This window comes from Chitinophagaceae bacterium (assembly GCA_016699815.1).
Taxonomy (GTDB): domain Bacteria; phylum Bacteroidota; class Bacteroidia; order Chitinophagales; family Chitinophagaceae; genus Ferruginibacter.
Map to the genome: position 1 here is coordinate 2,139,377 of CP065012.1, position 26,172 is coordinate 2,165,548.

The window sequence follows — 26,172 nt, forward strand, 5'->3', positions numbered from 1 at the left end:
GTCCACTTTACAAATTGTTAAACCACTCATTTTTTATGTCAACTGTTTCGGTCAACTTGGTGTCAACGCCTAATTTTAATTCTTTCAATTTGTCGCAAAGAAGTTCTCCGTCAATAAGGTCAATTGGTGGTGCACCGTCACGAGTTGCTTCTTTTAATGCTTCTCTTGTAAAAGTTCCTGTCGTGATTACAAGTCCTTTGTCCGCCCGACCTTGCATTGCACCTCTAAAGTCACGGATTTGACTCGGTGTCACCGAACCTTTATAACGTTTGCATTGAAAAATAACGTGGAAACTTAATAGTCCGCTTACTCTTACAATTCCTTTTCCATCAATTCCACCGTCACCGGATTTACCTGTAACTTCAACTTGAAAAAACCGCTCTCTCTTAAAAGTCGTTGTGCAAGTCGCTCAAATGCGGCTGGTGTGATATTGTATAGAACGTTCAATAATTTTTCTTTCCATTCTTCTGTGTTGTCAACTTCGTTTGTTACTTCTTGTTGAATTTCCTCCTCAGTTGTCTTGGTGGTTTTTGTCTTCGGTTGAGTTGGTTTGTCTTGTTCTCTAACTGCTCTTACAATTTCTATATGGTCAAGTTTCGTAACGTCAATGTCTGCTTTGGATAATGCCCAAATACCTCTACTTGAATTTTCTAATAGTCCGAACTTTTTCAAGTATGTTCTACTCCAAGCAAGTCGGTAATCTACTTCAATAGTTGTCCCTTCGTCACCGTGCGGAATTTGCAAAATGTCGTCTGGTATGTTTGCAATTTCATAAACTTTTGTGTTTATCTCTTCAACTGTCCCCGAGCCACCTAACTCAATAATTGCCTTAACTGTCGGAACGATAAGTTCGTCAAATGAAGGAAGGTTACTATTCTGTTTTTTTCTTGCCATTTATGTCTGTTGTTTCTTATTTGGTGTCGTTTTTTAAGCTGACCGCTAACGGTAGGGCTTTGCGTTCGGCGGGGTATTTGGAAAACGTCCAGCCGGAACTGAGGCCGATGTAAGTTACAAAAGTTGAAAATATATTCTGTTGCTCATCCGTGTTCCGTTAGCTGGATATGCAGCCGATATTAGTACAAAAGATCAGGATTTATTCGTCGCCCCCGCTGACGCAAAACCTCGCTGTTATGCGCTTTTGTTCGTCAGCTTGTTTCTCAATGTCTTTTCATTTTTCAGTTGACATTCCCAAATGCGAATTACTGTCCACCCATTTGATGTAAGTGTTTTATTAACGGTTCGGTCTCGTTTTTTGTTACGGGAAATCTTTTGTAGCCAGTATTCTTTATTGTCTTTGGGTTTTGTGTTGCGACAGTTGTGTCCATGCCAAAAACAGCCGTCAACAAAAACTACTTTCTTTGCCAATGGGAAAACAAAATCAGGTCTGCCAAATAAATTGTAACTCCTACGCCAGCCTTTAATTGAATTGTCTTTGAAGAATTGAATGAGCTTTAGTTCCGTTGATTTGTTGCGATTACTTTTTACTTGTCGCATTATTTGGCTTCTCTGTTCTTTTGTGAAAGTGTCAGCCATTTTTATGAGTTACTGTTATCCAGGATTTATCAAAACCAAGTGCTTTTAAAATTTGTTCTTTGTCAAGAGTTTTGGGCTGCTTGATATTGATAACTAAACTTTTTTCTGGAACGTCTTCAATAATTGTAAACTGTGAACCATGAGGCTGCCATGTAAAACGATGCTCACCTGTTTTCTTTTCCCTGCCTACAAGATTTTTGTTTTTATTCCATTCCCAAGTAAATAATTCGTTATCATAACGGATAGTTTCAAATTCAAATACTACAACTTCTGAAAGGTCGCCAGATTTAACAAGTACGACAGTTCTTAAATGTTTGAATTTTTCTCTTACTGCTGAAACTCTTTCATTCCAGATATCAAGTATTAAACTTCCAATTGTATTTGGGTTTGCTTTTGTGTCTATACGTTCACCAAATGAATAAATTGGAGAATTACGACCTGAAATAAGGCGAACCTTTTTTTGCGAAGATGGTTTGGTAGCCTTTACAGTTTTAGCTCCCCATGCTGTATTGCCCATTACAACATCGTCAAGTCCTACATTTGAAGGTTTCCAATCTGCCCCTATGCAAGAGGCAAAAATGCTTTCCCAGTCAGAACCCTCAAGTTCTGGTTTGCCTTTTGAAGCAAGCAGATAAATTAATTCTTTACCAAGAAGGAAAGGGAAATCCTTTGGAAACTCATTTAATGGAAATGCAGCTACTGATTTATTTACTGTTCTAAGTTTAGGAGATTGCTTGCTCATTATTTGCTGTTATATTCAACTTCATATTCTCTCAATACATTAGTCATATCAAGAGTTGTTGCAACATACGGCAATAATTTTAAAATAACAGCTTTCACCATGTTTACAGGAACTGCATTACCCGCTTGCTTTCTTGCCTGTGTGTCGTTAGTAATTATTTTATAAGTATCAGGGAAACCTTGTAAACGGAACATCTCTCTTGGTGTCAAGCGCCTTTCACCGTTTACAAGTAAATAGTTGTATGAAGCACCAGCCCGTAATGCACATGAGTATGGATAAGAGCAAATGTTTCCTGCTTTGTTTTCATGCCAAATGGAAAGTTTGTATGCTGGCTTGTGGGTTTCTTTTCTTTTCTTTTTATGTAGTCAGAGGCGTAATGTTTTTTATCTATCTTCTTTTCAAGAATTTCATTCAATGGTTTGAAGGGTCTTATTGGTGATGGATAAGAAAACAAAATCGGTTCTTTGTGTCCAACGATTATTACTCTTTCTCTTTTTTGGGGTAATCCATAATCCAAAGCATTTAAAACTGTGTATTGAACATGCTGATAGCCTAATCCTTTCAGTGTTTTAATTATTACTTTTAACGTTTTTCCTTTATCGTGTCCAACAAGCTGCTTTACATTTTCAAGTACAAATGCTTTTGGTTGCTTTTCTTTAATGATGTTTGCAATATGAAAAAAGAGTGTTCCTCTTGTGTCGTCAAAGCCTTTCATCTGTCCAATGATGCTGAATGGCTGGCAAGGAAAACCTGCAAATAAAATGTCGTGGTCAGGAATTGATTTAGGGTCAACCTTTGTGATATCACCTGTCGGTCTGTGTCCAAAGTTAGCCTCGTAACTGTCTTGGCAGTATGGGTCAATGTCTGATGAAAAAACGCATTGCGGTATTAGGTCGTTTTCAATACAGGCTTGGTCCATAGCGACACGAAAGCCGCCGATTCCGCAGAATAGGTCAATGAAGCGAAGTTTTTCCATTTGTCTAACGAATTAGTTTTGTCAAATTTAGTGTGGTTTGAGGAATAATTAGCAACATTTTGCTAAAATATTTAGGTCGTCCCAATGTTAGGGAATGTCCCAATACAATTGCGCATAACGGTTTACGTATTGGCGATGGTGGGGCATTTGAAAAACGTCTGCCCAATATTTGCACAAATGCCCGATAGAATCACAAATGTTGAGTTTACAACTGTCAGCCCCCACTATTGCCAATACGATGTTGTAAGCATACCCTTCTATTTAAAATGTAAAGAGCCTAGTTAGTACAAGACTCTTTACATTATGTGCTTTATAAAATTTTGCTATTGAATAATTACCTGCTGCTTTTCTTTATAATCTTTGTCGGAAATTTCTATAAAATAAGTGCCGGGCAGCAGGCCACTAATATTGAGCGTTGCCTGTTTAACGCCTTTTGTTTTTTGGTATAGTTTTACATTGCCCACTAAGTCGTATAGTTTTATTGCTCTTATTAATGGTTGTTTTAAATTTTTATTTTTTGCCTGGCCATTGCGATAATCGCATGGAGGAGGTATGTTGGGCACTTCAAGTTTTAAAGCATCTTTTGCAGGATTGGGCGAAACGATATATTGCCTGCAACCGCCGCCACCACCGCCGCAACTGATAGACCTAAAGCCAAAATCGTAACTGGCGCTTCCGCAGCTATTTGCCGCCACTATTCTAAATACGGCAGTTTGACCCACGGCCCAAAAATAAAAATTAAGGTTGTTGCCCACCTGGCTCCAATTGGTATTGGATGGCGAAGCAGCTATCCGGCTCCAGGTTACCGAACTGGCGCCGGTTACGGGCATATTGGTATACGTGTTTTGATAATTGCATACATCATTGTAGCTGGAGCTGTTGCCTGTCCATGGTTTTAAAAGTGGGCTATTGGCGCCAATAATTGGTGCGCCTGCAACAAGGGCAAGGGTTTTTACAAATGTGGAGCCACATTGAGATATTGTTGCGGTAATGGTAACCTGGCCATTGCCGGTTTTGGTTAATGTTGCAGGGTTGCCGCTTGCAGTAATAGATGCTATACCTGGATTAGATGAGGACCAGCTAACATTACCTGTATAAGCGGTTCCGTTATTGTTTAAAGTAAAAGTAGCCGTACCGGAACAAATCGTGGGGTTGCCGGAAATGGTAAGTGTACCAATAGCCTGTGTAAGCTGGTTAATATTGGTTGTATTGGTTGTTGTTGCTCCTGTATTGCCAGGGTCGAGCCAGTTGCTTAACCGGGTTGAGTTTGTACCGCCACCGGTCCATGATATGTCGAATCTACCATATTCTCCAATAGAAGGAATTTGTATATTACAGAAACAATTATTGTCTCCGATGTTACAAATGTTGTTTTGATTTCCATGTAATTGACCTATTATACGATGATTTTCGTCATACAAAGTGGAGCCTGAAGAGCCATGTTGAACAATTCCTTGGTCAAAAATTGCTCTCCAGTGGTTACTTGCTCCACCAAACCAAGAAACTGATACCGGAGATTGAAAGTCATGACAAATTTTCATTAAATCCCCACTTGGATGATGTATACCTGTAGTTGTAATTGCAGGGTTTGGGTCCCTCGTCCAACCAGAATAGGTCAAACCGGAATTAACAAGTGGAGTTTGATTTAATTCCACAAGGGCAAAATCAGTCGCTTCATTGTTTGCCCGAAGTTGGCAACCATTAAATTGAACATCTTCCCTCCATCCAATATTGGTGTTACAATCAGTACTCCATGTTTGAAATTGAAAAACCCAATTTGAAACGCTGGAATTTAAACAATGGTTTGCGGTAAGTAAATAAGGAATGTTGTTACCGCAAGTATTCATTACTAAGGTTCCTGTACAAATTTCATTGATTCCAGAAACAATCAGGGCAACTGAATTTCTCTCATTTTGCCATCCATTACCAGCGGGACAAAGTACATTTGTAAGCGTCCCCAATCTTCGGCAGTTTGAAATTAGAGAATAATCTTTAATTTTAAAATTGTCAATTATGAAAAGAACAAGATTTACCGAAAGCCAGATAGTGGCTTCAATTAAGAAACAGGAAAGCGGCATACCTGCCAAGGATGTTTGCCGTGAGTTGGGTATTAGCGATGCTACCTTTTACAACTGGAAAGCCAAATATGGCGGCATGGAAACCAGTGATGTAAAGCGCATAAAAGAAATGGAAGCGGAGTTATCGCAGTACAAAAAAATAGTAGCGGAGCTCACTTTCGAGAACCGGGCAATGAAAGGTTTTATCGAAAAAAGTTATAACGCCTGCTGACAAAAGAGAAGCTGTGTTTCAACTAATAGAAGAAGCACATTGTAGTGTTAGCAAGGCTTGCAAAATCGTGAAGCTACCACGGAGCAGTTTTCAATATACAGCTAAAACAAAAGATGATTCTCAGATAGAGGATGCCCTTGAAGGACTTGTGAAGAAGCATCCGGTTATTGGCTTTTGGCAAAGCTTTTATCGACTGCGCAACCGTGGCTATGGTTGGAATCATAAGCGAGTGAGGCGTGTATATAGGAAAATGAATTTAAACATCAGGCGCAAGCCCAAAAAACGTTTACCGGAAAGGATAAAGCAACCCTTAACACTACCCACAAGTTTTAACCAAATGTGGAGCATAGACTTTATGAATGATAGTTTACAGGATGGCCGAAAAATACGCCTGTTTAATGTATTGGAAGATTTTAACAGGGAATCTCTGGCAATAGAAACTGACACTTCATTGCCTACTCTAAGAGTAATAAGGGTGCTGGAGCGATTGGTACAAGAGCGGGGTTGCCCTGCCAATATCAGGATGGATAACGGTCCTGAATTTATCAGTCATAAATTAGAAGAATGGTGCAGTAAGCGACACATTACACTTCAGTTTATACAACCAGGTCGCCCAATGCAGAATGCTTTTATTGAAAGAAAAAACGGGAGCATACGCCGTGAATTATTAAACGCATATATATTTACAACAATGAGAGAAGTAAGGGAACATTGTGAGAAATGGAGGCAGGATTACAACACAGAGAGGCCGCACAAATCCTTACAATATCAATCGCCTCTGATGTTTGCTGAAAAATGGTGCCAATGTTCAAAATATGCACAAAAGCTTTATCCACAAACGGCGAACGGAAATCCTTTTCAAATTGAAGAGAGCCGGTTAGTGGATAAAGTATTAAAAAAACAAAAAGCTGAACAGAAAACTCTAATTTTGGATTGACCGAAAAAAGGGGACGCTTACAGATAAAGTATTAAAAAAACAAAAAGCTGAACAGAAAACTCTAATTTTGGATTGACCGAAAAAAGGGGACGCTTACACATTTATGTTACAATCTCCCGAAGTTCCGGGATTGCCAAAAAAACCTCCACCTACTTGACGAAAGCCAAAGCCAATCTTGTTTAATTTAATTTTTACTTCGGTAATTTCTTTTTCTGGCACAGATAGGGTGAGGTAAAGTACGTTTCCTTGATAAATCCTCGTTGCCCATATATTGTTTGAATTATTTTCTTTTGCAGTAATATCATCAGTTATTTCAAAATCGGTTCGTATATTTAGAATTGTATTTTGGCTTAAATGAAACTCGCTAAACTGAACAGAAATATTAAAAGCCTTTTCAGCAATTAATTTCAAAGAATAAATCATTCTATCTTTTGAGGTTATCTTTTTTGCTGTAATTAATAAATCATAATTCACATCTACTACTTCAGCGAATTTAATTTTGTATTCTTCCGGATTTTCCACATTGACTCCGCCTGCTTTGAGTAACTCGAAATTTGATGGGGCGGCAATATTAATTTCCTTAAACGGATAGATTTGTTTAATTAAATCTTTAGGTAATCCCTTGGGGTACACTTTTGTTTTTACTTGTGCAAACAATCCGAATTGAAGAAAAATACAGTTAAAAATAGTTAATAGTATAAAATAATTTTTTCTCATTTTTTTAAGTTTTTGAGTTTATAATTAATTGAGACACCAATACCCAAACCACTAAACCATTGGGTTCTTAAATCGGAATCATTTTCGTTTGGAAAAACTACATCTGTTTTAATACTTGTTAAGATGGGAATTTTCAGTTCGGGACCAATACTAAACTTCTTAAAATCTTTAAGAAACGAAATATCCAGTGAAGCAATAAATCCCAGGAAGCCAACCGAATTTTTTCTGTAATTGGGATTTCCAGTTTGAGTTAGATGATAATTTTGAGAAAAAGTATACAGGCCCACAAAATCAAGTCCAGCTTCGCCCAAGTAGCTTTTGTTTATGAATTGACTTCTTTTGTAACCTATATTTAAGCAGAGGGAGTTATAAGCATATTTGTCTGTGTAAAATGGAATAAACAAAGGGCTTGGATATTTTATTAGTCTCGAATTTCCTTTACCTCCATCATTATAAGTTTCTATTTTTGAAACTGTATGTTTATAAAATCCTGTTCCGATAAATAAAATGTTTTTTTCGGTTAACTTTTTTTTAATATTAAGGTTTATCCCATATGACAATCCTCTTGGACTAACATAATTTTTTCCACTTGTCGTTGTTTCCCAACTAAAAAAATACGCCTGTTTGTCATACCGAATAAATGGGTTAATTTCAATACTGTACTTGTTTGCTTGACCAAAAATTTTAGTCACAACCACGATAAATACAAGTGCTCCTACAATTTTTTTCATAAATAAAAGTTTATAAACAGACAATTATGTTGTTTTATTCGTTGCTTGGTGGGCTATGTTCTCGGGGTAGTTGATGTTGCCTATTTTTCATATTTACCGATGTAAAGTATTTAGTCTTTGTCAAACCCGCAATAACCTAAAAGTAGTATTTTATACTGAGTCCGGCGGCAGGGTTGCTTACAACGGTTTCGGGCTTTGCGTTCGGGCGGGATTTCTTGCACAAATGTTCAGCCTCGCACTACTGCCAAATTTATAACAAAAGTTGAAGTTTGCATGTCATCCCGCCTGACGCAAAACCCTTGTTACCTGCCGTTTTTCTTTTTGTCCGTAATGTATTTCACTTTAGGTTCTCTGAAAATTTCGAGTTGTCCGTCAGCGTCTTTATAGGGCCGTTTGAGATTAAACTGGCTAACGATGTGCTCAGGAATTGGAAGTTTGTTTAGGTTGCCCGGCTCAACTTTAATTGCTCCCGAACCATAACTTTTACCAACGAGTTTCAGGTTTTCTAAAGTGTCAGGATGATTTAATGCTTTCCAAAGATTGTCTATGTATTCTTTGTCGTCATAAATCGGATAAACGCAAAGAAAACCTGTCAATGGTAATACACCTGCTTCATTTTTTATGAACCGAGTATTTCGTCTGCCAAGGTATGCAAACAGCAAAGGAGGGACTTGTCGCTTCTCCATTTTATACCAAGGTTTCCGCTGCTGAATAAGCGAACGTGTTGGTAATCCCATTTCTTCACCAACTTTCAAATAATCCTTTATTGATTTTGGATAATTCTCTTGTCCGTTTATTGATAGTAAAAATGTAGGGCGGTTTTCTTTTTCTAATGCTTCAACGTCTTTCAAAGTCAAAACACTTTCTGTTGCATCTTTTGTTCTACCAACTGCTCGTTTTAGAAATTCTTTAGGAATACCAATCTCTTTAACCTGTTGAGCTGTCAAAAAGAAAAATTCATTTGAACCTGTTGCAATGCCTCTCATAACATTGGCAAAGTCATTCAAATGAAATTTAAAGCCATTATGAGTTTGTTCGGGTCTTGAAAAACCTGTTGCAATTCCTTCTTTGAGTTGTCGGTCAATTACCTCAATGGTTTTATAATTCTGTTTTTTGAAGTTGGAAGAAATGAAATTGAAAAGGTCTGTTGAATATGCTTGGTTAGATTTTACCCAATGAAGAGTTTTAGTTGGCTTGGAATTTTTGATTAAGAAAACCATTGCGTTGGTATCAACATTTGGAAATGGCGTAGCCATTTCATCAAATGTAATTACACCTTCAACGCAAAATTTTTCTGAAATCCATTTCCATAAATTCTTTGCAAACTTTCCTTCGCATGTGTCTGCTGGCATGATGAAAGCAAGTTTGCCGTCTTGCTCTAAAAGGTTCAGTGCCTGTATGAGAAAGTAAATGTGATAACCTGCTCTGCCGTCAATAGTATCACCTGTGATGCTTGCAGAAAGTTGTTTGAGTAAAATTTTTGTTTCATCATCAATACGGTGATGCCTAATGTATGGTGGGTTAGCAACTATCGCTTTGAATTTTCTTTGAGGTGGATTTTTTATAAAATCTCTTTTCTCAACAAAACAATTTTTGTGATTGTAAATTTCATCTTCTAAAACCTCTATGTCAACATCAGTTCCGAAAAAAGAAACTTTTGGTTTGTTGAGTTTCAATAATGCTTCGTAAAATGCTCCTCTGCCCGTTGCTGGGTCAAAAACTAAATCAGTGTTTTGAGAGACATAAGCAACCATTGCATCAGCAACCCAACTTGGTGTCCAAAACTGTCCTTTGTCACGAAGGATTTCTCTTTCGTTCCATTCAGTCGGCAACTTCTGATGTGATTTTACTTTTCCCATCAGAGTTGTTTTAAAAGATTTATTGCATCAGGAGTAATCTCAAGCGAACCGCCTTCAAATTTTACATAAGGCAAAATGTGTCCATTCTTATCCTCTATGAATGCAGGAATTAAATTTGGTCTTTCCTTCGCAATGCCGAGAGGATAGGCGTAGTGATAATAATATTTGTAAATCGCTTTCTTAGTGGTTGCACCGCCTGGTGCTTGAAAAATTTGTTCGGTCGGAAGTATTAAACCGTCAGTAACTAATCGCTGTGCTTCATCAAATGAAAGTCCAAATGCTCGGTCAAAGAAAACATGCCAAACATGAATTGGAATTTTGTTTTGCTCTTGCCATTTGCTTAAAGGAATTCTATCTTCTTCTTTTATAATTACTGTCGGCAGAACAGCATTTTTTGCAAGTCCCATTTTTCCTCCAAGCCGCTTTTGTGGCTTCATTGGAATATTATAGAACGGCATTTTCTCTGCTACCCAAAGAGAATTCTCACACTCTACGGCAATGATTGCTTTTGAAATTAAATCCTGAAGTTTGTCCTCTGTGATGAAAGGAAGTTCTTCTTCTCCTCCGATGCTTGCAAGAAATTTGTCAACGAATGGTTTGTCTTCAATCTTAAAAACTAAAAGGTCGGGGCGTTTGATGTTGCCAAGTCCTGCGGCTTCTAACCTTTCAAAGTAAAGTTCAAATGCTCTTACATCATCTGTCGGTGCAGTTCCGCTTGGTCCATAAGGAATAGCATAAAACTGATTGGTCTTGTTAGTAGCATCAATTAAACGCTTCTCACTCCAAACCCCTTGCGACCATCGCATCAAGAAGTCGCTGCCTCTTAATTTTCTCGGATTGAGCCAAAAGTCAGCCCAAGTAATCTCAGTTACCCCTCTTAATTCAAGTTCTATGTCCTCTGTCGCAACTGATAAGGCTCTTTCAAATGGGTGCATTTCTGTCATATTAATTTAGTTCCAAAAGTTAGTTTAATTATTTATCGTCAAGTCGTAAAATGGTCAGTTTTTATTCACAAAGTTTCAATGTTGCACTGTCGCCCTAAAATGGCAGGTAACGAGCAGGGCTTTGTGCAGGTTGGGAATTAGTTTTCCGTCTGCCGATAACCGCTGCTGATTAGAAATATGTTTTTGAAGATATGTACAAAAGTTGATAGTAATTCGTCTGCTGGAGCTAAAGCTGGGATTTGCAATTAGCTGATGTTATAAAGTCAAGCCCAACTTGCATAAAACCCAATGTTGCCTGCTTGTGCCTTTGTCAGTCGTACTTGTTTGTTTTGTCAAAGCCGCATTGCCACAACATAAAAGCATATTTTTTTGCTGCCTCTTTCATAGCAGTTTGTTTGCCGGCACTACCGCCAAAATGCCCGGCATTATAATTTACTTTTAGTAAAACAAGTTTGTCCGAAGCCGTTGCATTTTGTGCAGCAGCAGCAAATTTTGCACAAAGCCAACTGTTTACCCTTGGGTCGTCCCAACCCGTTGTTACCAGCATGGCAGGATATTTTGTTCCTTTTTGAATATGCAGCAAGGCATCACTTTCCATTAAGGCAAAAAACTCATTGATGTTTTCTAATGCTCCATATTCATCGTTCTGTGATTTGCCATGAGATGAATATTCGCTACGCAAAACATTCAGTACGCCGACTTCAGGTACTGCACAAGCCCAAAGGTCGGGTCGTTCAGTAATAGCCCTGCCTATGAGTATGCCACCGGCACTTGCTCCTTCACATGCTAAATGTTTGGCTGATGTATAGCCTTTTGCAATAAGATATTCTGCACATGCATTAAAGTCTTTCCAGCTATTGGGTTTGCTTTGTTTCATGCCGCCTATATGCCAGTTATTTCCTTTTTCGCCTCCGCCTCTTACATGGGCAAGGCAACAAACTACACCTTTATTGGCAAGCATAGCGTAAGAACGGTGGAAGTAATTCGTTAGTACGGGGTCGCCATAAGCACCATAGCCCATTACAATGGCTACATTGTTGCCATTGAGTTGTAAATCTTTTCTTCGTATAATGGTTAGCGGCACCAATGTTCCATCGTAGCTTAGCACTTCTATTTCTTCTACTATTAAATTGTCGGCAAAAGGGAGGGAATTAAGGGTTAAATATTTATCAGGTGTTTCTTTGGGGCTTCCAATAACTGCATTGGTTAGTTGCGGATAATTTGTCCAACCTTCTCTTTGAATTAAAACACTGTCGTTTTTATTCATGTTTACTGCCCAATACTGTGTGCTTGATGTATTTTCTTTAAAGGGCGAAGCGGTGATTTTATTGGTTGGTAAATAAATGAATTTAGAATATGTGGTGACACCATTCTTTTTTAATGGAACGATGAGGTAATTTTTTGTTTGAGCAATAGCATAATAGCTAATTGGGTCGGCTTGCTCGGGCAAAATAGTTTTAGGTGCTGCAACTTGATTATTTAAATCCAACATTTTTATAGAACCGTTAGGTGCATTTTTTAGTGAGTTATAATAAATTTTGTTGTTGAAATAAAATATATTAGAGACCATATCGTTCATGTCAAATAATTTATTCCATTTGGCTGTTGTGGATTTTCTGTACCATATTTCGGCAAAGGAAGTTTGATACACCCCGGCAAATTCATAACTGCAATCCTTAAATGTAATAATCTCCCATAAATACCTACCGTCTGTATAGTTCATAAATTCGGGACTGGTTTGCCTGCTTACAAGTACCCTGTCAAGGGATGTGTCTGTACCAATGATATGTGTTTTAAAAATTTCATCATTGTGATGCATATAGGCTTCATGTGTGTCGTATGAAGGAAGCTGTACATAATAAAATACACCATTTTGATTATTCATAAACCCCTTATAGCTCCCTGTTATCCTATCGGGTAGCATTTTGTTTTCTGCAATGCTGTAAATTTTTACTTCGTTTATTTCTTTGCCGCCTTCGTTTGCATATATGGCAATATATTTTTCGGATGGGTCAAATTCATAGCTGGATGACAGGCTGTAGTTCTCACCCCACATTTCAGAAGAAGCTATCACCTGTGGTGAACTCGAATTGTCAAACTGCCTGTAAATTTTCATTTTCCCTTCACCTGTTTTTGTTTGATTATAAAATATAGAATTACCAATTCGTCTTACGTCAAATTTTAGTTCAGGCAGGGCAACGTTCAACTTATCCATTTCATTGAATAATGTATTGGCGTACGGCAACTTATTTAGTACACTATCGGTGAAATTTGCCTGTGCTTTAAACCAACTTACTACTTCGGGGTTATTTAGGTCTTCCAGCCATCGGTAAGGGTCTTTTACTGTTACGTTGTGCCATGTGCTGAAACTGTCCACTGTTTTAGTAGCAGGATAATTGAATTGTGCTTTTATACTTTGTCCGCAATAAAGCAGTAGGATAACTATAAATAATTTTCGTGTCATACTTTTGAATTTTGTAGGGTGTCCGATGGCATAGCAGGCAACGGTTACGGCTTGGCGATGTGGCGGCATTTGAAAATCGTCATACCGAACCGAAGCCGGATAAAATTACCAATGATGAAGATAAGTACAAAAGCTCAATAGTAAAAGTCAAGCCCGGACTGCTGCTGATAGCGAACAAAAAGTTGAGCATATATTCGTCACCCCGCCATATTGCCAAACCGCATGTTGCCTGTAGTTTTTCATCGTGTCGCAAGTTTTGACATTAGTTTTTCAAAATTGTCTGTCGGCTCTAAATCGCTTGTTTTATATGAAAGGTCAAGGCGTTTGTTATTAGATAATAAGATTAAGTTCTCTGAAGGAAGTCCTGATGTCGAAGCAAAGTATGTGTAATATTCAGGAAGGTCTGTCAAATACTTTTTCCTATGAACTAACGCAAGTGTCGGTAAGAAAAGGAAAATGTCGTTACTTGTTAACCCGAAAGTTGTAAAATATTTGTTGAGTTGATTTCTTGAATTACTTATTAAGTTGTCGGGGTCAAACGGTGATTTACCATTTGCAAGCCTGTTCTTGTCGTGTTGATAACGCTCGGGTGAAAGAAAAGGCTGAATCCAACCTGCCTTTGCTTTTACTTCAATAATTGCGAATGTTTTGTCATTCTTTAGAAGTCGGATGTCAGGGGCAGTCTTGCTTTCTTGTCGCCGCAAATAAATTTTCCATTTTTTGTCATTAAGAGCGGAATAATGAAATAAGATTCTTGCGATGAAAAATTCTAACTCGCCTGTAATTGGTGAATGATATGCAGTTTCAAAGTATTCGTCTTTGAATGCTTGCTCAACTTTGGCAGATTGATAGAGGTCTATTATTGTTTTAAGAAGTCGTTCGGTAATCTTCTGTCCGCCAGTGAAATCCTCGGCAATAGATTTCGCAATTTTGTCTATGTCGCTGAGGTAAGCAAGTCGTGTCTGAAACATTGTGTCTGTCTAAATGTTAGGGTTATTAGGGTGTTGCAATAAAATTACAGGCAACGGACAGGGCTTGCTGCTGTGCTGGTATTCATTGAACGTCCAGCCCGGTACCGCTGATGATTGAAAATATGAAGATGAAGTTAACAACAAAAAGCTAAATAGAATTACGTTGGCTGGAACTGCTACTGATAGCGAACAAAAAGATGAGAATATATTCGTCAGCCAGCATAGAAGCAAACCCCCTGTTGTACGCCGTTTTCTTAGAAAGTTTCACTACTTTTTGGTTTTGAATAAAATTGCTTCAAATGTTTCAAGGCTGAATTAATTCTGTCATCTAAATCTGTTTCTGCGTTTGTCCGAAAATTTAATGGTAAAGAATAACTTACTTTGTTAACTCCGTTCTCGGTAGTAATAATTGTTTGATTGTTAGTCTCAATAGCCGCTGTTTTGCTATAGCCCTCTTTAAACCCATAGTTGCTAAACCCTTTTAAGTCATAAATAGGAATCTTTGAAATAATATTTGTATAGGTTTTATTTGAGCTACCTGCAGTAGAACTAAAAAAGAAGTATTCTTTTACATAATTTATAATTAAATACTCCTCATTAAAGTTAAATTTATAGTCTTGAAAATTTTCAAAATTACCTGTATAAGTATCACCTTTATAATTCCTATATTCTTTAGTGAAATTATTCAATTTCTCAACTAACCAATTTTTAGTTTCTTCTTTAGTTGCCGTATTGTTATCTGTTTCTGCATCATTTTGTGTATTCCTATATAATTCTTGAGAATTTTCTTTAACAGGTAAAATATTTTCAGTTGAAGCTGAATAATTAAATGTATCAATTTTTGGTATTTCAGTTTCTAACTTTTGGTTTGTATCAATCTGTAAGCGTCCCCAATCTTCGGCAGTTTGAAATTAGAGAATAATCTTTAATTTTAAAATTGTCAATTATGAAAAGAACAAGATTTACCGAAAGCCAGATAGTGGCTTCAATTAAGAAACAGGAAAGCGGCATACCTGCCAAGGATGTTTGCCGTGAGTTGGGTATTAGCGATGCTACCTTTTACAACTGGAAAGCCAAATATGGCGGCATGGAAACCAGTGATGTAAAGCGCATAAAAGAAATGGAAGCGGAGTTATCGCAGTACAAAAAAATAGTAGCGGAGCTCACTTTCGAGAACCGGGCAATGAAAGGTTTTATCGAAAAAAGTTATAACGCCTGCTGACAAAAGAGAAGCTGTGTTTCAACTAATAGAAGAAGCACATTGTAGTGTTAGCAAGGCTTGCAAAATCGTGAAGCTACCACGGAGCAGTTTTCAATATACAGCTAAAACAAAAGATGATTCTCAGATAGAGGATGCCCTTGAAGGACTTGTGAAGAAGCATCCGGTTATTGGCTTTTGGCAAAGCTTTTATCGACTGCGCAACCGTGGCTATGGTTGGAATCATAAGCGAGTGAGGCGTGTATATAGGAAAATGAATTTAAACATCAGGCGCAAGCCCAAAAAACGTTTACCGGAAAGGATAAAGCAACCCTTAACACTACCCACAAGTTTTAACCAAATGTGGAGCATAGACTTTATGAATGATAGTTTACAGGATGGCCGAAAAATACGCCTGTTTAATGTATTGGAAGATTTTAACAGGGAATCTCTGGCAATAGAAACTGACACTTCATTGCCTACTCTAAGAGTAATAAGGGTGCTGGAGCGATTGGTACAAGAGCGGGGTTGCCCTGCCAATATCAGGATGGATAACGGTCCTGAATTTATCAGTCATAAATTAGAAGAATGGTGCAGTAAGCGACACATTACACTTCAGTTTATACAACCAGGTCGCCCAATGCAGAATGCTTTTATTGAAAGAAAAAACGGGAGCATACGCCGTGAATTATTAAACGCATATATATTTACAACAATGAGAGAAGTAAGGGAACATTGTGAGAAATGGAGGCAGGATTACAACACAGAGAGGCCGCACAAATCCTTACAATATCAATCGCCTCTGATGTTTGCTGAAAAATGGTGCCAATGTTCAAAATATGCACAAAAGCTTTATCCACAAACGGCGAACGGAAATCCTTTTCAAATTGAAGAGAGCCGGTTAGTGGATAAAGTATTAAAAAAACAAAAAGCTGAACAGAAAACTCTAATTTTGGATTGACCGAAAAAAGGGGACGCTTACACCCGGTTCTCGAAAGTGAGCTCCGCTACTATTTTTTTGTACTGCGATAACTCCGCTTCCATTTCTTTTATGCGCTTTACATCACTGGTTTCCATGCCGCCATATTTGGCTTTCCAGTTGTAAAAGGTAGCATCGCTAATACCCAACTCACGGCAAACATCCTTGGCAGGTATGCCGCTTTCCTGTTTCTTAATTGAAGCCACTATCTGGCTTTCGGTAAATCTTGTTCTTTTCATAATTGACAATTTTAAAATTAAAGATTATTCTCTAATTTCAAACTGCCGAAGATTGGGGACGCTTACAAATCGTAGATAAGTTAGTTGATGGTATTGCAACAGTATCGTTTGTATAAGAGTTAATACTTGATGGTTCATAAGTATTAACCGCTTCATTAATTGCATTCTCTCGAATTGATTTTTTTATTGACCCTCTTATTAGACCAATAATAATCATTATAGGTATAGTGATATATAGCCAACTATAACTACGTTTCTTTTTACTTTGCGTTTGATTTGTTGAGGTTGATTCCGAATTTTGTGAGTGGTTAGAATTGGATTGTGCTTTTGAATAATCAGTGGTTTTTTTAAAGGTATTGTCGCTTTTATCGTTTTGATTATCAAATTGTCTTTTGTATTCTTCCCTTTTAGAATTGTCCATTAAAGTTTCATAAGCCGTTTGAATTTCTTTAAATCTTTCTGCAAAAAAATTGTCTCCATCATTCAAATCTGGATGAAATTTTTTTGATAGTTTTCGGTAAGCCTCTTTAATTTCTTGTTGAGTACAGTTTGGTTGAAGTCCTAATACTTTGTAGTAATCTATAAATGACATAGACAGATTTAGTTTTTGATTTTGAAATGAGTATATAAATCAGTTACCGTCCCAACTGTTGTTTTATTTTCATCCTTAAAATACTCAACAAGGTGGGTAAAGTCAATACCCCACATATTTGTAGGGTAAACAGTAGAGCATGTGCTTCTTAATATTTCTGGTCTTAAACATTCCCATATAAAGTCCAACATTAGCTGACCATATACATATTTAATTTGGTTGTTTTTAGGCTTAGGTCTATCTGGGCAAAATAATATTGCTCTGATTGTATAATTACCAGAGTCAAAAGTATATTTTAGAGTGTCAAATTTTTCAGAACTGTTGATTTGTTTTGGTTGTAACATTTTAAATACGTCACATTGAACTTGACATATCTGTTCATTAGAAAACATACCCAACCAATTAACTAATTTTTCAATTGCGTCTTTGTCATTGTGCAATGCAGCATTAAAATTAGCAGGTGCTTTCTGCCCTTTAACTTCCCCAATAATTATATCTATAGAATCCGTTGGATAGTCCATATACTTTGAACACTCAACTTGTCTATCAATTTGTTTGTGATTTGGAAATCGAACAGCAACTATATCTAATTCAGTTTTATTATTCCCTTTTTGGCTGGAATGAATAATAAGCCCTGATGTAAGATAGCCGTTAAGTCTAAGGAATAGTCTTACCAATTGTTCTTGTAATTCGCTCTTTGTCATTTTGAATTAGTAGGGTGTTGCAATAAATGGCGTACAACGTTTCAGGGCTTGGCGTTGTTTTGGAATTTGGAAATCGTCCTGCCCGGTACTGCTGCTGAATAAAATTACAAAAGATGAAGATAACAAATAAAAGCCCATAAGAATTACGTCCGCTGGATATGCTGCTGATAGTAGCACTTAGGTGAAGTTTCACTGTTCAGCCAAAATAACGCCAAACCCCCTGTTATGCGTTCGCCCTTCTGTCGGAATAGCTCTTTGAAATATTTATTTGTACGTCTTGAATTTTAGATGCAGAACTTTTTTATTTTTTTCATTAAAGCCCTGGCTTTGTCCGCTATTGGTTTGTCATGTTGGTAGCTTGTATAGCGGGCTGTCATTGACATACTTAATAGCCAATCATAATCTGGTGATATTTGGCTTCAATGCTTTTCAACTAAGTCAGCAAGTAGTTCGTGTTTACTAAGTTTTCTGTCACTCTTGTAACGGGAGTAGTCGTCAATGCTTTCTATTTTTGTTTTCTTACCTCCAATTGCTGCTACTTCAAAAGGGAATATTTTATAGGAAACAAATTGCAGCGAAGCATAAAATGCTGTCGTAATTGTCCAATCAGCAAAATCTACCTTTAGTTCAAGATAGTCGCAAACAGCTTCGTTATGTAAAGCATGATTTAGTCTGTCGTTACTTTTTGTCATACTTTAAAAAGAAGCCGTCAGCATTGATACATTTTTCGTTTAAATCTTTTGAATCAGGCATGAATGAGAATGAAATATAAAAACTATCGCTTTCTACTTCATTCTTTAGTTTTCGAGCAGAAACAAATATATTTCTGAATTTGTCAGATAAGAAGTCGTCTTTTTTTGCAATAAATAAAGCTGAAAATTTAGTTATTCCTTCCGCTTTAAGATGTATTGTTTTGAAGTTGATTTTCTTTTTTGCAGCATCAGAGTATAACTTCTCTGATATTGAAGTCGCAATATCAATATTATCTTTAAACTGCTTTGTGAGGATTTTTATCATTTCATCTTTTCCGTCTTGTTTTCCCTTTAAGTATGCGTCAATAAGATGGTAACCTGTGTACACAGATTCCTCTTTTTTCCAGTTTAGTGGTATTTGGGAAGTTTTAACTGATTGTTTTACAACCTCTTGCATATAATTCAAGTCGAAAATTGAGTACAAATATATGTTTCAAACACAAAATAGTGACAAATTCTTGTAAATAAAACACAAAAAGCGTACAAATGTTGCTAAAAAATTATTAATACTGTCGCCCAAAATGTCAAATGTCTGTCGATTAAAGGACTGTTGTCGCAGGGTGACGCATAACGTTTCAGGTATTGCCGATGGCAGGGCAATTGAAAAACTTCTGCCGGAACAAATGTACAGTAAACAAACAAAAAGTTGAAATTATGATTCATAGCTCAATAGATAATGTCAAGCTGGAACCACAGCCCAACAGCGAACCACAGCCGATTGGCAGCACTTCACCCCCTGATATTGGCAATACCAATGTTATCGGTTCGGCACGGGTAGAAATAAAGTCAGTAAAAACCAAACCTCATTTTTATGCGGCTTTATTAAATCCGATGCAAGAGATAGCAAAAGAAATGGGTTATAATTTAATTATTCACGGTTCAATGAGCAGAGATTTTGATTTAATTGCTGTGGCTTGGGTTGATAATCCGAAAAAGGAAATTGAATTAGTTAAAGAACTGGATAGATTTCTAAAAGGAAGTTACTTCAATAATGAACAGGATTATCTTTTCAGTGTTCTGCCTGGGGGAAGAAAAAGTTATGTAATTAATTTGGTCAGGGCAGAAAAGTGGAATGGTTACCAAGATGCACAATATTATTTAGACGTAAGTTTTACGCCTCTAATGTCTGGTAGTGCTGACCGATAACGGACAGGGCTTGGCGTTGTTGGGGGATTTGGAAAACGTCCGCCCGGAACCGAAGCTGATGCGTTGCTGATGTACAAGATAAGAACAAGTGTTCACCGGTGTTTGTCCTGCCCGAACAAAAGCTGCCATGTTGCTAAAGATGAAGATAACAACGTCCTGCCCCAATAACGCCAAACCCCCTGTTGTATGCAGGCGGATTTGTCGAACGGAATGGTTTTAATTGTGTCGAGGGGTTTTGGAAGCGTCTGCAAGCAACACTCTTTTACAAAGGTTTGCTTCTGTGTCTGGGCTTGTGTGCCTTTGTAAATGTGTGGTGCTTTTGTCGAGCCAAATTGTCCAACTTACCAAAAAACAAAAAAATGACTGATATTGCAATAAAGAATAAGAATATGTCTTACGTAAATTTAGAAGCACTAATAAAAAGAGAAGACCTTTTTATTATAAATGATAAAAATGACGGTGGCGCAAAATTTAGTATAGATAAAATTAGGCTTGAAGCTGATTTGAAGCCTGATTCATTAATGCTAAAAACTTTGAGAAAACCAGACTTCCAAAGAGAAACGTCTGAATGGAAACCAGAAAGGATTGCTGGGTTAATAAAAAGTTTTATTAATGATGATATTATACCTTCCATTATCTTATGGCACTCGCCGTCTGGTAATAATTTTGTTATTGATGGCGCACATCGTTTGAGTGCTTTAATTGCATGGGTGATGGATGATTATGGCGATAGGGCTGTTTCTGAAAATTTCTTTGGGAAAAGAAACATCCCTAAAGAACAATATAAAATAGCCGACAAAACAAGAAAGTTAGTTGCAAGTGAGGTTGGTGCATTTGAAAGTTATGATTTAAGGTTAATAGATGAAAGTAAAGCCGAACCAGAAACAATTAGAATTGCAAAAAACTTAGCTTTTTTGTCAATCCAGGTTCAAACAATAAATACTCAATCTCCCGAAGCTGCCGAAAGTTCATTTTTTAAAATAAACGGAGAAGCTACACCCATAAATGATACAGAAGCACTTATTCTAAAGTCTCGGAAAAAGCCAAACTCAATTTCAGCAAGAGCAATTATACATTCAGGAACCGGACATGAATATTGGTCGAAATTTAAGGCCGATACTAAAGACAAAATAAAATTGTTGGCAAAGGAAATAAATGAACTTTTATTTCAACCAGAATATGAAACGCCAATAAAAACGGTTGACTTGCCAATGGCCGGTAAGGGGTATTCTGCACAGACACTTGAATTAATATTTAATTTGGTAAACATTGTCAATGATATAAAGATTGTCGAGTGGAAAAAAATGAAGAATGCAAAGGATATTGAGCCAGCAGATGATGAAAATGGTGACTCCACTCTTGAATACTTAAAAAAAACAAAAAAGATTGCCGATATAATTGCTGGTGATGAAAACTACTCTTTAGGATTGTCACCAATTGTTTACTTCTATAGTATTGATGGAAGATACCAGATTACAGCTTTTATGGCAATTGTCGAATTAGTAAAAGGGTACACAAAAGATGACTTTTTTAAGTTTACAATTATCCGTGGAATGTTTGAGGAGTTTCTTGTAAAGTATAAAAGTATAATTAAACAGATTGTTAGTAAATATGGAAGCGGACATAAAAGTTACAAAAGAATACAGTCCTTATTCGTTTTAATCATTAGCGGATTGTTGGCCAAAACGAAAGATGGCATATCAAAGGAAGATGAAATTTGGGATGCCATAAACTCACATAAAGACTTCAAGTATTTGCGTAGAGAAGAAACAGAAATGGAACCAGCAAATAGGAAAGAATTTTCAACTGAAACTAAGTCCGCCATTAACATTAGAGCAAGATTAAAAAGTGCTTTAAAGTGTCCATTTTGCGATGGAATAATTTTTAATAAGTCACAGAATACAGACCATATCATTGACAAGAAAAACAATGGCCTTGGTGACATAGATAATGGTCAAATAACACATTATTATTGCAACTCTTCAAAAGATAAGCTGCTAGAATATTTTAAAAATAACCCGAAGCAAAAACTGTCCTAAGAAGCGGATGCAAGATTTTGGCTGATTTGCAGGTTAGGTCTGTGTCAAGGTTTTGTGAGCCTGCAAATGTGCTAAAATGTGTGTCGGCAAAGAAGCGTTGGCAAATTAAAACAGTTTGAAAAAGTGATGATGATTGCTCCTGTGTCACTCCTTAGTAAACGGTCTGCCCGCTTGCATACAACGTTTTGCGGCTTGGCGTAGTGGCGGTTTTCACCACTAATGTTGATACGAAGCACACACTTCAAATTTACGAAAAACAGTCATACGAAGCACGTCACCCGCCATTACGCCAAACCGCTGTTAGCTGCTGGCGTTCTGTCGTCTGTGTCCTGAAACGCTTTACTGTCAATGTTTTTAAGTTGGTCATTTAATTTCTGTCGGGATTTGCGTGTCGGGTATTTTTTATTTTCAGAGGGGAAGGAAATTTTTTTAATTCAATTTTTCTTGGGTTGGAAATAAGCACACTCTTTTTGCAGCTTTGGTTTGTGTGTCTGGATTTGAGCGGCTGCAAAATGTGTGTGCTTATGTGAGTTGGCTATTTAGCAAGTTGTAGTATTCTGTATGCTCCCCTTGCTACAATGATAAATACGATTGCTCCTATAATTAAGTCAGGATAGCTTGAATTGAGCCAATTTACTAAAAGTCCTGCTGTTATTACCCCTGTGTTAATGATTACATCATTTGAGGTAAAAATCATACTTGCTTGCATATGTGCTTCTTTGCTCTTACCTTTTTGTAGCAAATACAAACAAATTACATTCGCAATCAAAGCGAAAATTGAAACGATAATCATAGTCTGAAAGTCGGGCATTTTTTCAATTCCAATAAACCGTCTGACTACTTCCGTAAATCCGATAAGAGCAAGAAGGATTTGAAAATACCCGGCAAACTTTGCAATGTTCTTTTTTTTTGCAACTGTTCCACCAACGACAAGCAGGGCAAGTCCGTAAACGATACCGTCTGCCAGCATATCCAAACTGTCAGCTACCAAACCCATTGAGTTTGCAATCAAGCCCGTAAATATTTCAATGGCAAAAAAGGATACATTGATGATTAAAACAGTCCAAAGCAATTTTCTTTCTTTTCCGTGTGGTTCAATTTCTAAAAATTCTTCGGTTTTTTCTGTTGAAATTAATGTAGTGTCAAGGTTCAAACTTTCTAACGCAGAAAATAATTGGTCTTTTTGTCCATTATGATAAACCTTTAACTCTCTCTTTGGAATATCAAATTCAAGTTTTTCTATCTGTTCAAAGCCTTGAAGTTTCATTCTCACCATTTGCTCCTCACTTGGGCAATCCATTTTTTGTATTTTGAATATTGTCTTTTGCATAATCCTAAAGTTTAAATTTTATTCCTCCGTTGATTAAAAATCCGTCAAGTGGTGCGTAAATGTCTCTGAATACTGGATTGGTTACTGTTCCTGTGTAAATGGTATCAAAGCGTGTTTGCCGAGCGTCAAGGAAGTTTTCAAAATTGAGATAGACTGAAAATTTCTCCCAAAGTTTTTCAGCCATAAAGCCACAAATCACATATTGCTTTCCAGTTGTTCCGTCACTCAATTTCTGCTGACTGAAATAATATGCTTCCAAACCAACTTTCCATTTTTCCTCAATCTCATACATCAGCACTGAATTTATCCTGTGCTTTGGTGTCAATGGATTTTCTATTGATACTCCGTTTTGATGCAGTCGGGTGTCAGTAAAAGTATAGCCAAGAAACAGTTTGAAATCATCATAACCGATTTTAATATTGGTTTCTGTTCCCCTTGTGTCAATGTGTCCCGATGAATTGATGAACTGATACAAACTGTTTGGTTGTGTTTCAAGTAACAGGGGATTTTCCAAATAGGTATAGAAGAAAAGTTGATTGATGCTGAAGGTAACCTCCTCACCCAAAATTGTGCGATAATTCAAATCTATATTTCCTCCGTAGCTTTGTTCCAGTTTGTTTAAGTTTTTGTCAATGGGTAATACATTTCTGTATTGTATTCGCTCACTTTCTTCGGTGAAAATGGTTGGAGCTTTGTAACCGAAGCCACCTCCTATGCGTGAAGAAAATTTGTTGGTAATTTTGAACAAGGCAGAAATTCTCGGTAGAAATGCAATTCCATAATCAACCACATAATCTGTTCGGAAACCTGTTTCCAGATTGAACCATTTAGTGGCTTTCCAGGAATTTTGAACGAATGCACCGAATGTAATTTGATTATAATCCCGTAATTGAAACGTGTCTAATTGCTTTTCCTGAAAATTGTCTGTCCATAGATTAACCCCTGCAACCCATTCAGATTTTTCTTTGCTGTTCGTGTAACTTGCTTCCGTAAAAGTGGCTTGCTGTGTTCCATCAAAAACATAGTCAGGAATAGAAATTTTCCTATTGAAGAAACTGTAACTGTTTTTGAAATTGAAAAAACTGCTCTCATTAATTCTATGGTCAAAAGTCAGTTGGGTTGAATAGCGTTGCGTTTTGTTTTCTTCAAAGAAGCTATGAATGCTGTCGCCTTTTCCCTCAATGAAATGAATATCGCCACCAATACGGTTTTCAATAGCCGTATTTACCCCGAAATTCAGTTTAGTTTTATCGTTGAAATAAACGAACAGTTTGGGATTGAAAACATACCTGTCAAATTTTGGAATGGCAGAAAGGTCAATGCCCGCAGGGTCGTAAGCCCAGTTGCGGTTGTGTGAAGCGAAAATTGTTGTGCCGATTTTATTAAACCGCTGTCCATAAAAACCGTTAAGGTCAAAACCTTTGCCCGAACTTCCGTTCAAATGAAACCTCAAATCTCTTTCGTCTGTCGGTGTTTTTGAAATCAGGTTTACAAGTCCCGCTATTGCACCACCTCCGTAAAGTGTAGATGCCGAACCCTTGATAACTTCTACTCGCTTCAAATCAAGTGGCGGAGTTTGTAAAAGACCAAGCCCGCTTGCTGCACCCGAAAAAAGCGGAAATCCGTCTTTTAGAATTTGTGTGTATCGCCCGTCAAGTCCCTGAATACGTATGGAAGCGTTAGCAGATGTAGCTGAAGTTTGTTGCGTTTGAATACCTGTGCTTTCGCTCAAAAGCATACGAATATCGCCCGATTTCATATTGCTTTTTTCTTCCAACTCTTCTCCTGCTATCAACTCCATTCGTGTTGGGATTTCCTGAATTGTCCTTGAGCTGCGTGTAGAAGTAACTGTAACTTCACCTAATTCTCCTGCTTCCGATTTGAGAAGGATTTCAATAGGGTCTGTGCTTGCTAATGGGAAAGTAAAAGTGTCAATTAGGGTTTCATAGCCGATATAACGGAATTCTATGATTTGCTGTCCATCAGGAATGTCGGAAATTGTTACTAACCCGTTTAGGTCGGCTGTCCCTCCTTTGGTTGTGCCTTTCAATAAAGCTGTTGCTCCGATTAGTGTTTCTTTGGTGTCGCTGTCTTTTATGGTGGCTTTGAATGTGTTCTGTCCGAACACATTATTTATGTTGAATGCTACGGATAGTAGCAAAATGATTTTGATTTTCATTTTTTGAATGATTGATAATGTTTATAAAATGATGAATAGCGGTGCGAAGCACCGCCTTTAATAATTTGTGCCGAAGGCACTAAACATTATACAATCTTGGGCGGTTGCCAGATGGATGAGAAAAATTCAGAAGCGAAGTTCTCGTCATAAAGAGAAACTTTTAAGTCCGAATAAAAAAGGAATGATTGAACTGAAAAAGATGTCACGGAAACGGTAAAACCGTTACAGGTATTACAACTCATAAATGGGGAACAACAGTCGCTGCAATCTTGGTCGTCCTGCTGTCTTTGTCCTTGCTCCGTTGTTTGCTCATTAAAACACTCGTCCTCCACAAGGTTCGGTGCTACTGACAATAGCAGAACATAAACGGCTAATATGAAGGATAAATATTTCACGGTGTAAAGTTAAAAAAAGCGTTGGAAAAATTGGCTCTTTTGGTTTTGCATTTTTGTCGGCTTGTGTGTCGGGGCAAAACCAAATGTGCCAATGCGGGCTGGCTAAAAATTGAATTAAAAAAATGTGCGGTGGGGAAAATAAAAAATACAGAAGGGTCGGCTTTGAGTGTCAGCTTTCCTATTGTCCAATTGTATGTTTTAAAAGTCCTGTTCACTTGTCAAATTTTGTAAAGCGTTTTTGTCTGTCTGTTCGAGTCTGTCTGCCGTGTCGGTGTCTTTTTCACGCTTGCAGCTAACGACCGAGGCTTTGTGCAGTTGGGGAATTGACCAACTGTCCGCCCGGTACTGAAGCTAAATTACTAACTAAAAATTGAAGATAAAAACTACTGATCAACAGCATTCCGTCTGCCGGATATGCAGACTGGACTTGCATTACAGCCGATTGATCTTCCGTCA

Annotated in this window: 19 protein-coding genes and 4 pseudogenes; 4 read left to right on the forward strand and 19 right to left on the reverse strand. The window is 37.4% G+C overall.

What is annotated here, in order from left to right; genetic code table 11:
• Positions 1 to 7: 7 nt before the first annotated feature.
• The 5 genes and pseudogenes from IPO46_09540 to IPO46_09560 form a co-directional block, all read right to left on the reverse strand.
• A pseudogene (locus IPO46_09540) lies at positions 8 to 894 on the reverse strand (restriction endonuclease).
• A gap of 234 nt (positions 895 to 1,128) precedes the next feature.
• Positions 1,129 to 1,533, reverse strand: coding sequence for a DNA mismatch endonuclease Vsr (gene vsr / locus IPO46_09545; protein ID QQS62358.1), 405 nt, complete (start codon positions 1,531 to 1,533; stop codon positions 1,129 to 1,131).
• On the reverse strand, positions 1,526 to 2,278 hold the full coding sequence (locus tag IPO46_09550) for a hypothetical protein (GenBank protein ID QQS64368.1): 753 nt from the start codon (positions 2,276 to 2,278) through the stop codon (positions 1,526 to 1,528). The genes vsr and IPO46_09550 overlap by 8 nt, the downstream gene beginning before the upstream one ends.
• Positions 2,275 to 3,251: pseudogene (gene dcm / locus IPO46_09555) on the reverse strand (DNA (cytosine-5-)-methyltransferase). Before dcm ends, IPO46_09550 begins: the two are co-directional and overlap by 4 nt.
• Positions 3,252 to 3,574: 323 nt before the next feature.
• Positions 3,575 to 5,212 (reverse strand): T9SS type A sorting domain-containing protein, encoded by a 1,638-nt coding sequence (locus IPO46_09560; protein QQS62359.1) that lies wholly within the window; start codon positions 5,210 to 5,212, stop codon positions 3,575 to 3,577.
• 52 nt (positions 5,213 to 5,264) lie between these two features.
• On the opposite strand from IPO46_09560, the pseudogene IPO46_09565 reads away from it, so the two are divergent.
• Positions 5,265 to 6,330 (forward strand): annotated as a pseudogene (locus IPO46_09565) (IS3 family transposase).
• A gap of 240 nt (positions 6,331 to 6,570) precedes the next feature.
• Here IPO46_09565 and IPO46_09570 read toward each other — a convergent pair.
• The 7 genes from IPO46_09570 to IPO46_09600 form a co-directional block, all read right to left on the reverse strand.
• On the reverse strand, positions 6,571 to 7,194 hold the full coding sequence (locus IPO46_09570) for a hypothetical protein (GenBank protein QQS62360.1): 624 nt from the start codon (positions 7,192 to 7,194) through the stop codon (positions 6,571 to 6,573).
• The gene (locus tag IPO46_09575) at positions 7,191 to 7,925 is read right to left on the reverse strand and encodes a hypothetical protein (protein QQS62361.1); all 735 of its coding nucleotides are present in this window, start codon (positions 7,923 to 7,925) and stop codon (positions 7,191 to 7,193) included. The genes IPO46_09570 and IPO46_09575 overlap by 4 nt, the downstream gene beginning before the upstream one ends.
• A gap of 302 nt (positions 7,926 to 8,227) precedes the next feature.
• Positions 8,228 to 9,784, reverse strand: coding sequence for an N-6 DNA methylase (locus IPO46_09580; GenBank protein QQS62362.1), 1,557 nt, complete (start codon positions 9,782 to 9,784; stop codon positions 8,228 to 8,230).
• On the reverse strand, positions 9,784 to 10,719 hold the full coding sequence (locus IPO46_09585) for an AccI family restriction endonuclease (GenBank protein ID QQS64369.1): 936 nt from the start codon (positions 10,717 to 10,719) through the stop codon (positions 9,784 to 9,786). Before IPO46_09585 ends, IPO46_09580 begins: the two co-directional genes overlap by 1 nt.
• Before the next feature lie 319 nt (positions 10,720 to 11,038).
• Complete coding sequence (locus IPO46_09590) at positions 11,039 to 13,192, reverse strand: prolyl oligopeptidase family serine peptidase (GenBank protein QQS62363.1); 2,154 nt, start codon at positions 13,190 to 13,192, stop codon at positions 11,039 to 11,041.
• A 239-nt stretch (positions 13,193 to 13,431) separates the two neighbouring features.
• Positions 13,432 to 14,163: a hypothetical protein gene (locus IPO46_09595; GenBank protein QQS62364.1), complete on the reverse strand. Its 732-nt coding sequence runs from the start codon at positions 14,161 to 14,163 to the stop codon at positions 13,432 to 13,434.
• A 254-nt stretch (positions 14,164 to 14,417) separates the two neighbouring features.
• Positions 14,418 to 14,852, reverse strand: a complete 435-nt coding sequence (locus IPO46_09600) for a hypothetical protein (protein QQS62365.1) — start codon at positions 14,850 to 14,852, stop codon at positions 14,418 to 14,420.
• A 257-nt stretch (positions 14,853 to 15,109) separates the two neighbouring features.
• On the opposite strand from IPO46_09600, the pseudogene IPO46_09605 reads away from it, so the two are divergent.
• Positions 15,110 to 16,175 (forward strand): annotated as a pseudogene (locus IPO46_09605) (IS3 family transposase).
• 164 nt (positions 16,176 to 16,339) lie between these two features.
• On the opposite strand, the gene IPO46_09610 reads toward IPO46_09605, so the two are convergent.
• The 5 genes from IPO46_09610 to IPO46_09630 form a co-directional block, all read right to left on the reverse strand.
• Positions 16,340 to 16,579: a transposase gene (locus IPO46_09610; protein ID QQS62366.1), complete on the reverse strand. Its 240-nt coding sequence runs from the start codon at positions 16,577 to 16,579 to the stop codon at positions 16,340 to 16,342.
• A gap of 37 nt (positions 16,580 to 16,616) precedes the next feature.
• Complete coding sequence (locus IPO46_09615) at positions 16,617 to 17,171, reverse strand: J domain-containing protein (protein ID QQS62367.1); 555 nt, start codon at positions 17,169 to 17,171, stop codon at positions 16,617 to 16,619.
• 8 nt (positions 17,172 to 17,179) lie between these two features.
• Positions 17,180 to 17,875, reverse strand: coding sequence for a hypothetical protein (locus tag IPO46_09620; GenBank protein QQS62368.1), 696 nt, complete (start codon positions 17,873 to 17,875; stop codon positions 17,180 to 17,182).
• Positions 17,876 to 18,294: 419 nt separating this feature from the next.
• On the reverse strand, positions 18,295 to 18,567 hold the full coding sequence (locus IPO46_09625) for a hypothetical protein (GenBank protein ID QQS62369.1): 273 nt from the start codon (positions 18,565 to 18,567) through the stop codon (positions 18,295 to 18,297).
• Positions 18,554 to 19,024 (reverse strand): hypothetical protein, encoded by a 471-nt coding sequence (locus IPO46_09630; protein ID QQS62370.1) that lies wholly within the window; start codon positions 19,022 to 19,024, stop codon positions 18,554 to 18,556. The genes IPO46_09625 and IPO46_09630 overlap by 14 nt, the downstream gene beginning before the upstream one ends.
• 191 nt (positions 19,025 to 19,215) lie before the next feature.
• Here IPO46_09630 and IPO46_09635 point away from each other — a divergent pair, with 191 nt between their 5' ends.
• The gene (locus tag IPO46_09635; GenBank protein ID QQS62371.1) at positions 19,216 to 19,773 is read left to right on the forward strand and encodes a hypothetical protein; all 558 of its coding nucleotides are present in this window, start codon (positions 19,216 to 19,218) and stop codon (positions 19,771 to 19,773) included.
• Positions 19,774 to 20,132: 359 nt separating this feature from the next.
• Positions 20,133 to 21,812 (forward strand): DUF262 domain-containing protein, encoded by a 1,680-nt coding sequence (locus IPO46_09640; protein ID QQS62372.1) that lies wholly within the window; start codon positions 20,133 to 20,135, stop codon positions 21,810 to 21,812.
• A gap of 535 nt (positions 21,813 to 22,347) precedes the next feature.
• Here the strand turns inward: IPO46_09640 and IPO46_09645 are convergent.
• Both IPO46_09645 and IPO46_09650 read right to left on the reverse strand, forming a co-directional pair.
• A complete protein-coding gene (locus IPO46_09645; GenBank protein ID QQS62373.1) occupies positions 22,348 to 23,142 on the reverse strand; it encodes a cation transporter in 795 nt (264 codons plus the stop codon).
• A 4-nt stretch (positions 23,143 to 23,146) separates the two neighbouring features.
• Complete coding sequence (locus IPO46_09650) at positions 23,147 to 25,321, reverse strand: TonB-dependent receptor (GenBank protein QQS62374.1); 2,175 nt, start codon at positions 25,319 to 25,321, stop codon at positions 23,147 to 23,149.
• Positions 25,322 to 26,172 lie beyond the last annotated feature (851 nt).

Bases quoted from the DNA above. Each gene is read 5' to 3' on its own strand.
- IPO46_09620 (QQS62368.1), bottom strand. From the start codon at position 17,875: ATGACAAAGAGCGAATTACAAGAACAATTGGTAAGACTATTCCTTAGA.
- IPO46_09635 (QQS62371.1), top strand. From the start codon at position 19,216: ATGGCAGGGCAATTGAAAAACTTCTGCCGGAACAAATGTACAGTAAAC.
- IPO46_09625 (QQS62369.1), bottom strand. From the start codon at position 18,567: ATGACAAAAAGTAACGACAGACTAAATCATGCTTTACATAACGAAGCT.
- IPO46_09570 (QQS62360.1), bottom strand. From the start codon at position 7,194: ATGAGAAAAAATTATTTTATACTATTAACTATTTTTAACTGTATTTTT.
- IPO46_09645 (QQS62373.1), bottom strand. From the start codon at position 23,142: ATGCAAAAGACAATATTCAAAATACAAAAAATGGATTGCCCAAGTGAG.
- IPO46_09585 (QQS64369.1), bottom strand. From the start codon at position 10,719: ATGCACCCATTTGAAAGAGCCTTATCAGTTGCGACAGAGGACATAGAA.
- IPO46_09640 (QQS62372.1), top strand. From the start codon at position 20,133: ATGACTGATATTGCAATAAAGAATAAGAATATGTCTTACGTAAATTTA.
- IPO46_09575 (QQS62361.1), bottom strand. From the start codon at position 7,925: ATGAAAAAAATTGTAGGAGCACTTGTATTTATCGTGGTTGTGACTAAA.
- IPO46_09580 (QQS62362.1), bottom strand. From the start codon at position 9,784: ATGGGAAAAGTAAAATCACATCAGAAGTTGCCGACTGAATGGAACGAA.
- vsr (QQS62358.1), bottom strand. From the start codon at position 1,533: ATGGCTGACACTTTCACAAAAGAACAGAGAAGCCAAATAATGCGACAA.
- IPO46_09650 (QQS62374.1), bottom strand. From the start codon at position 25,321: ATGAAAATCAAAATCATTTTGCTACTATCCGTAGCATTCAACATAAAT.
- IPO46_09590 (QQS62363.1), bottom strand. From the start codon at position 13,192: ATGACACGAAAATTATTTATAGTTATCCTACTGCTTTATTGCGGACAA.
- IPO46_09615 (QQS62367.1), bottom strand. From the start codon at position 17,171: ATGTCATTTATAGATTACTACAAAGTATTAGGACTTCAACCAAACTGT.
- IPO46_09610 (QQS62366.1), bottom strand. From the start codon at position 16,579: ATGAAAAGAACAAGATTTACCGAAAGCCAGATAGTGGCTTCAATTAAG.
- IPO46_09630 (QQS62370.1), bottom strand. From the start codon at position 19,024: ATGCAAGAGGTTGTAAAACAATCAGTTAAAACTTCCCAAATACCACTA.
- IPO46_09595 (QQS62364.1), bottom strand. From the start codon at position 14,163: ATGTTTCAGACACGACTTGCTTACCTCAGCGACATAGACAAAATTGCG.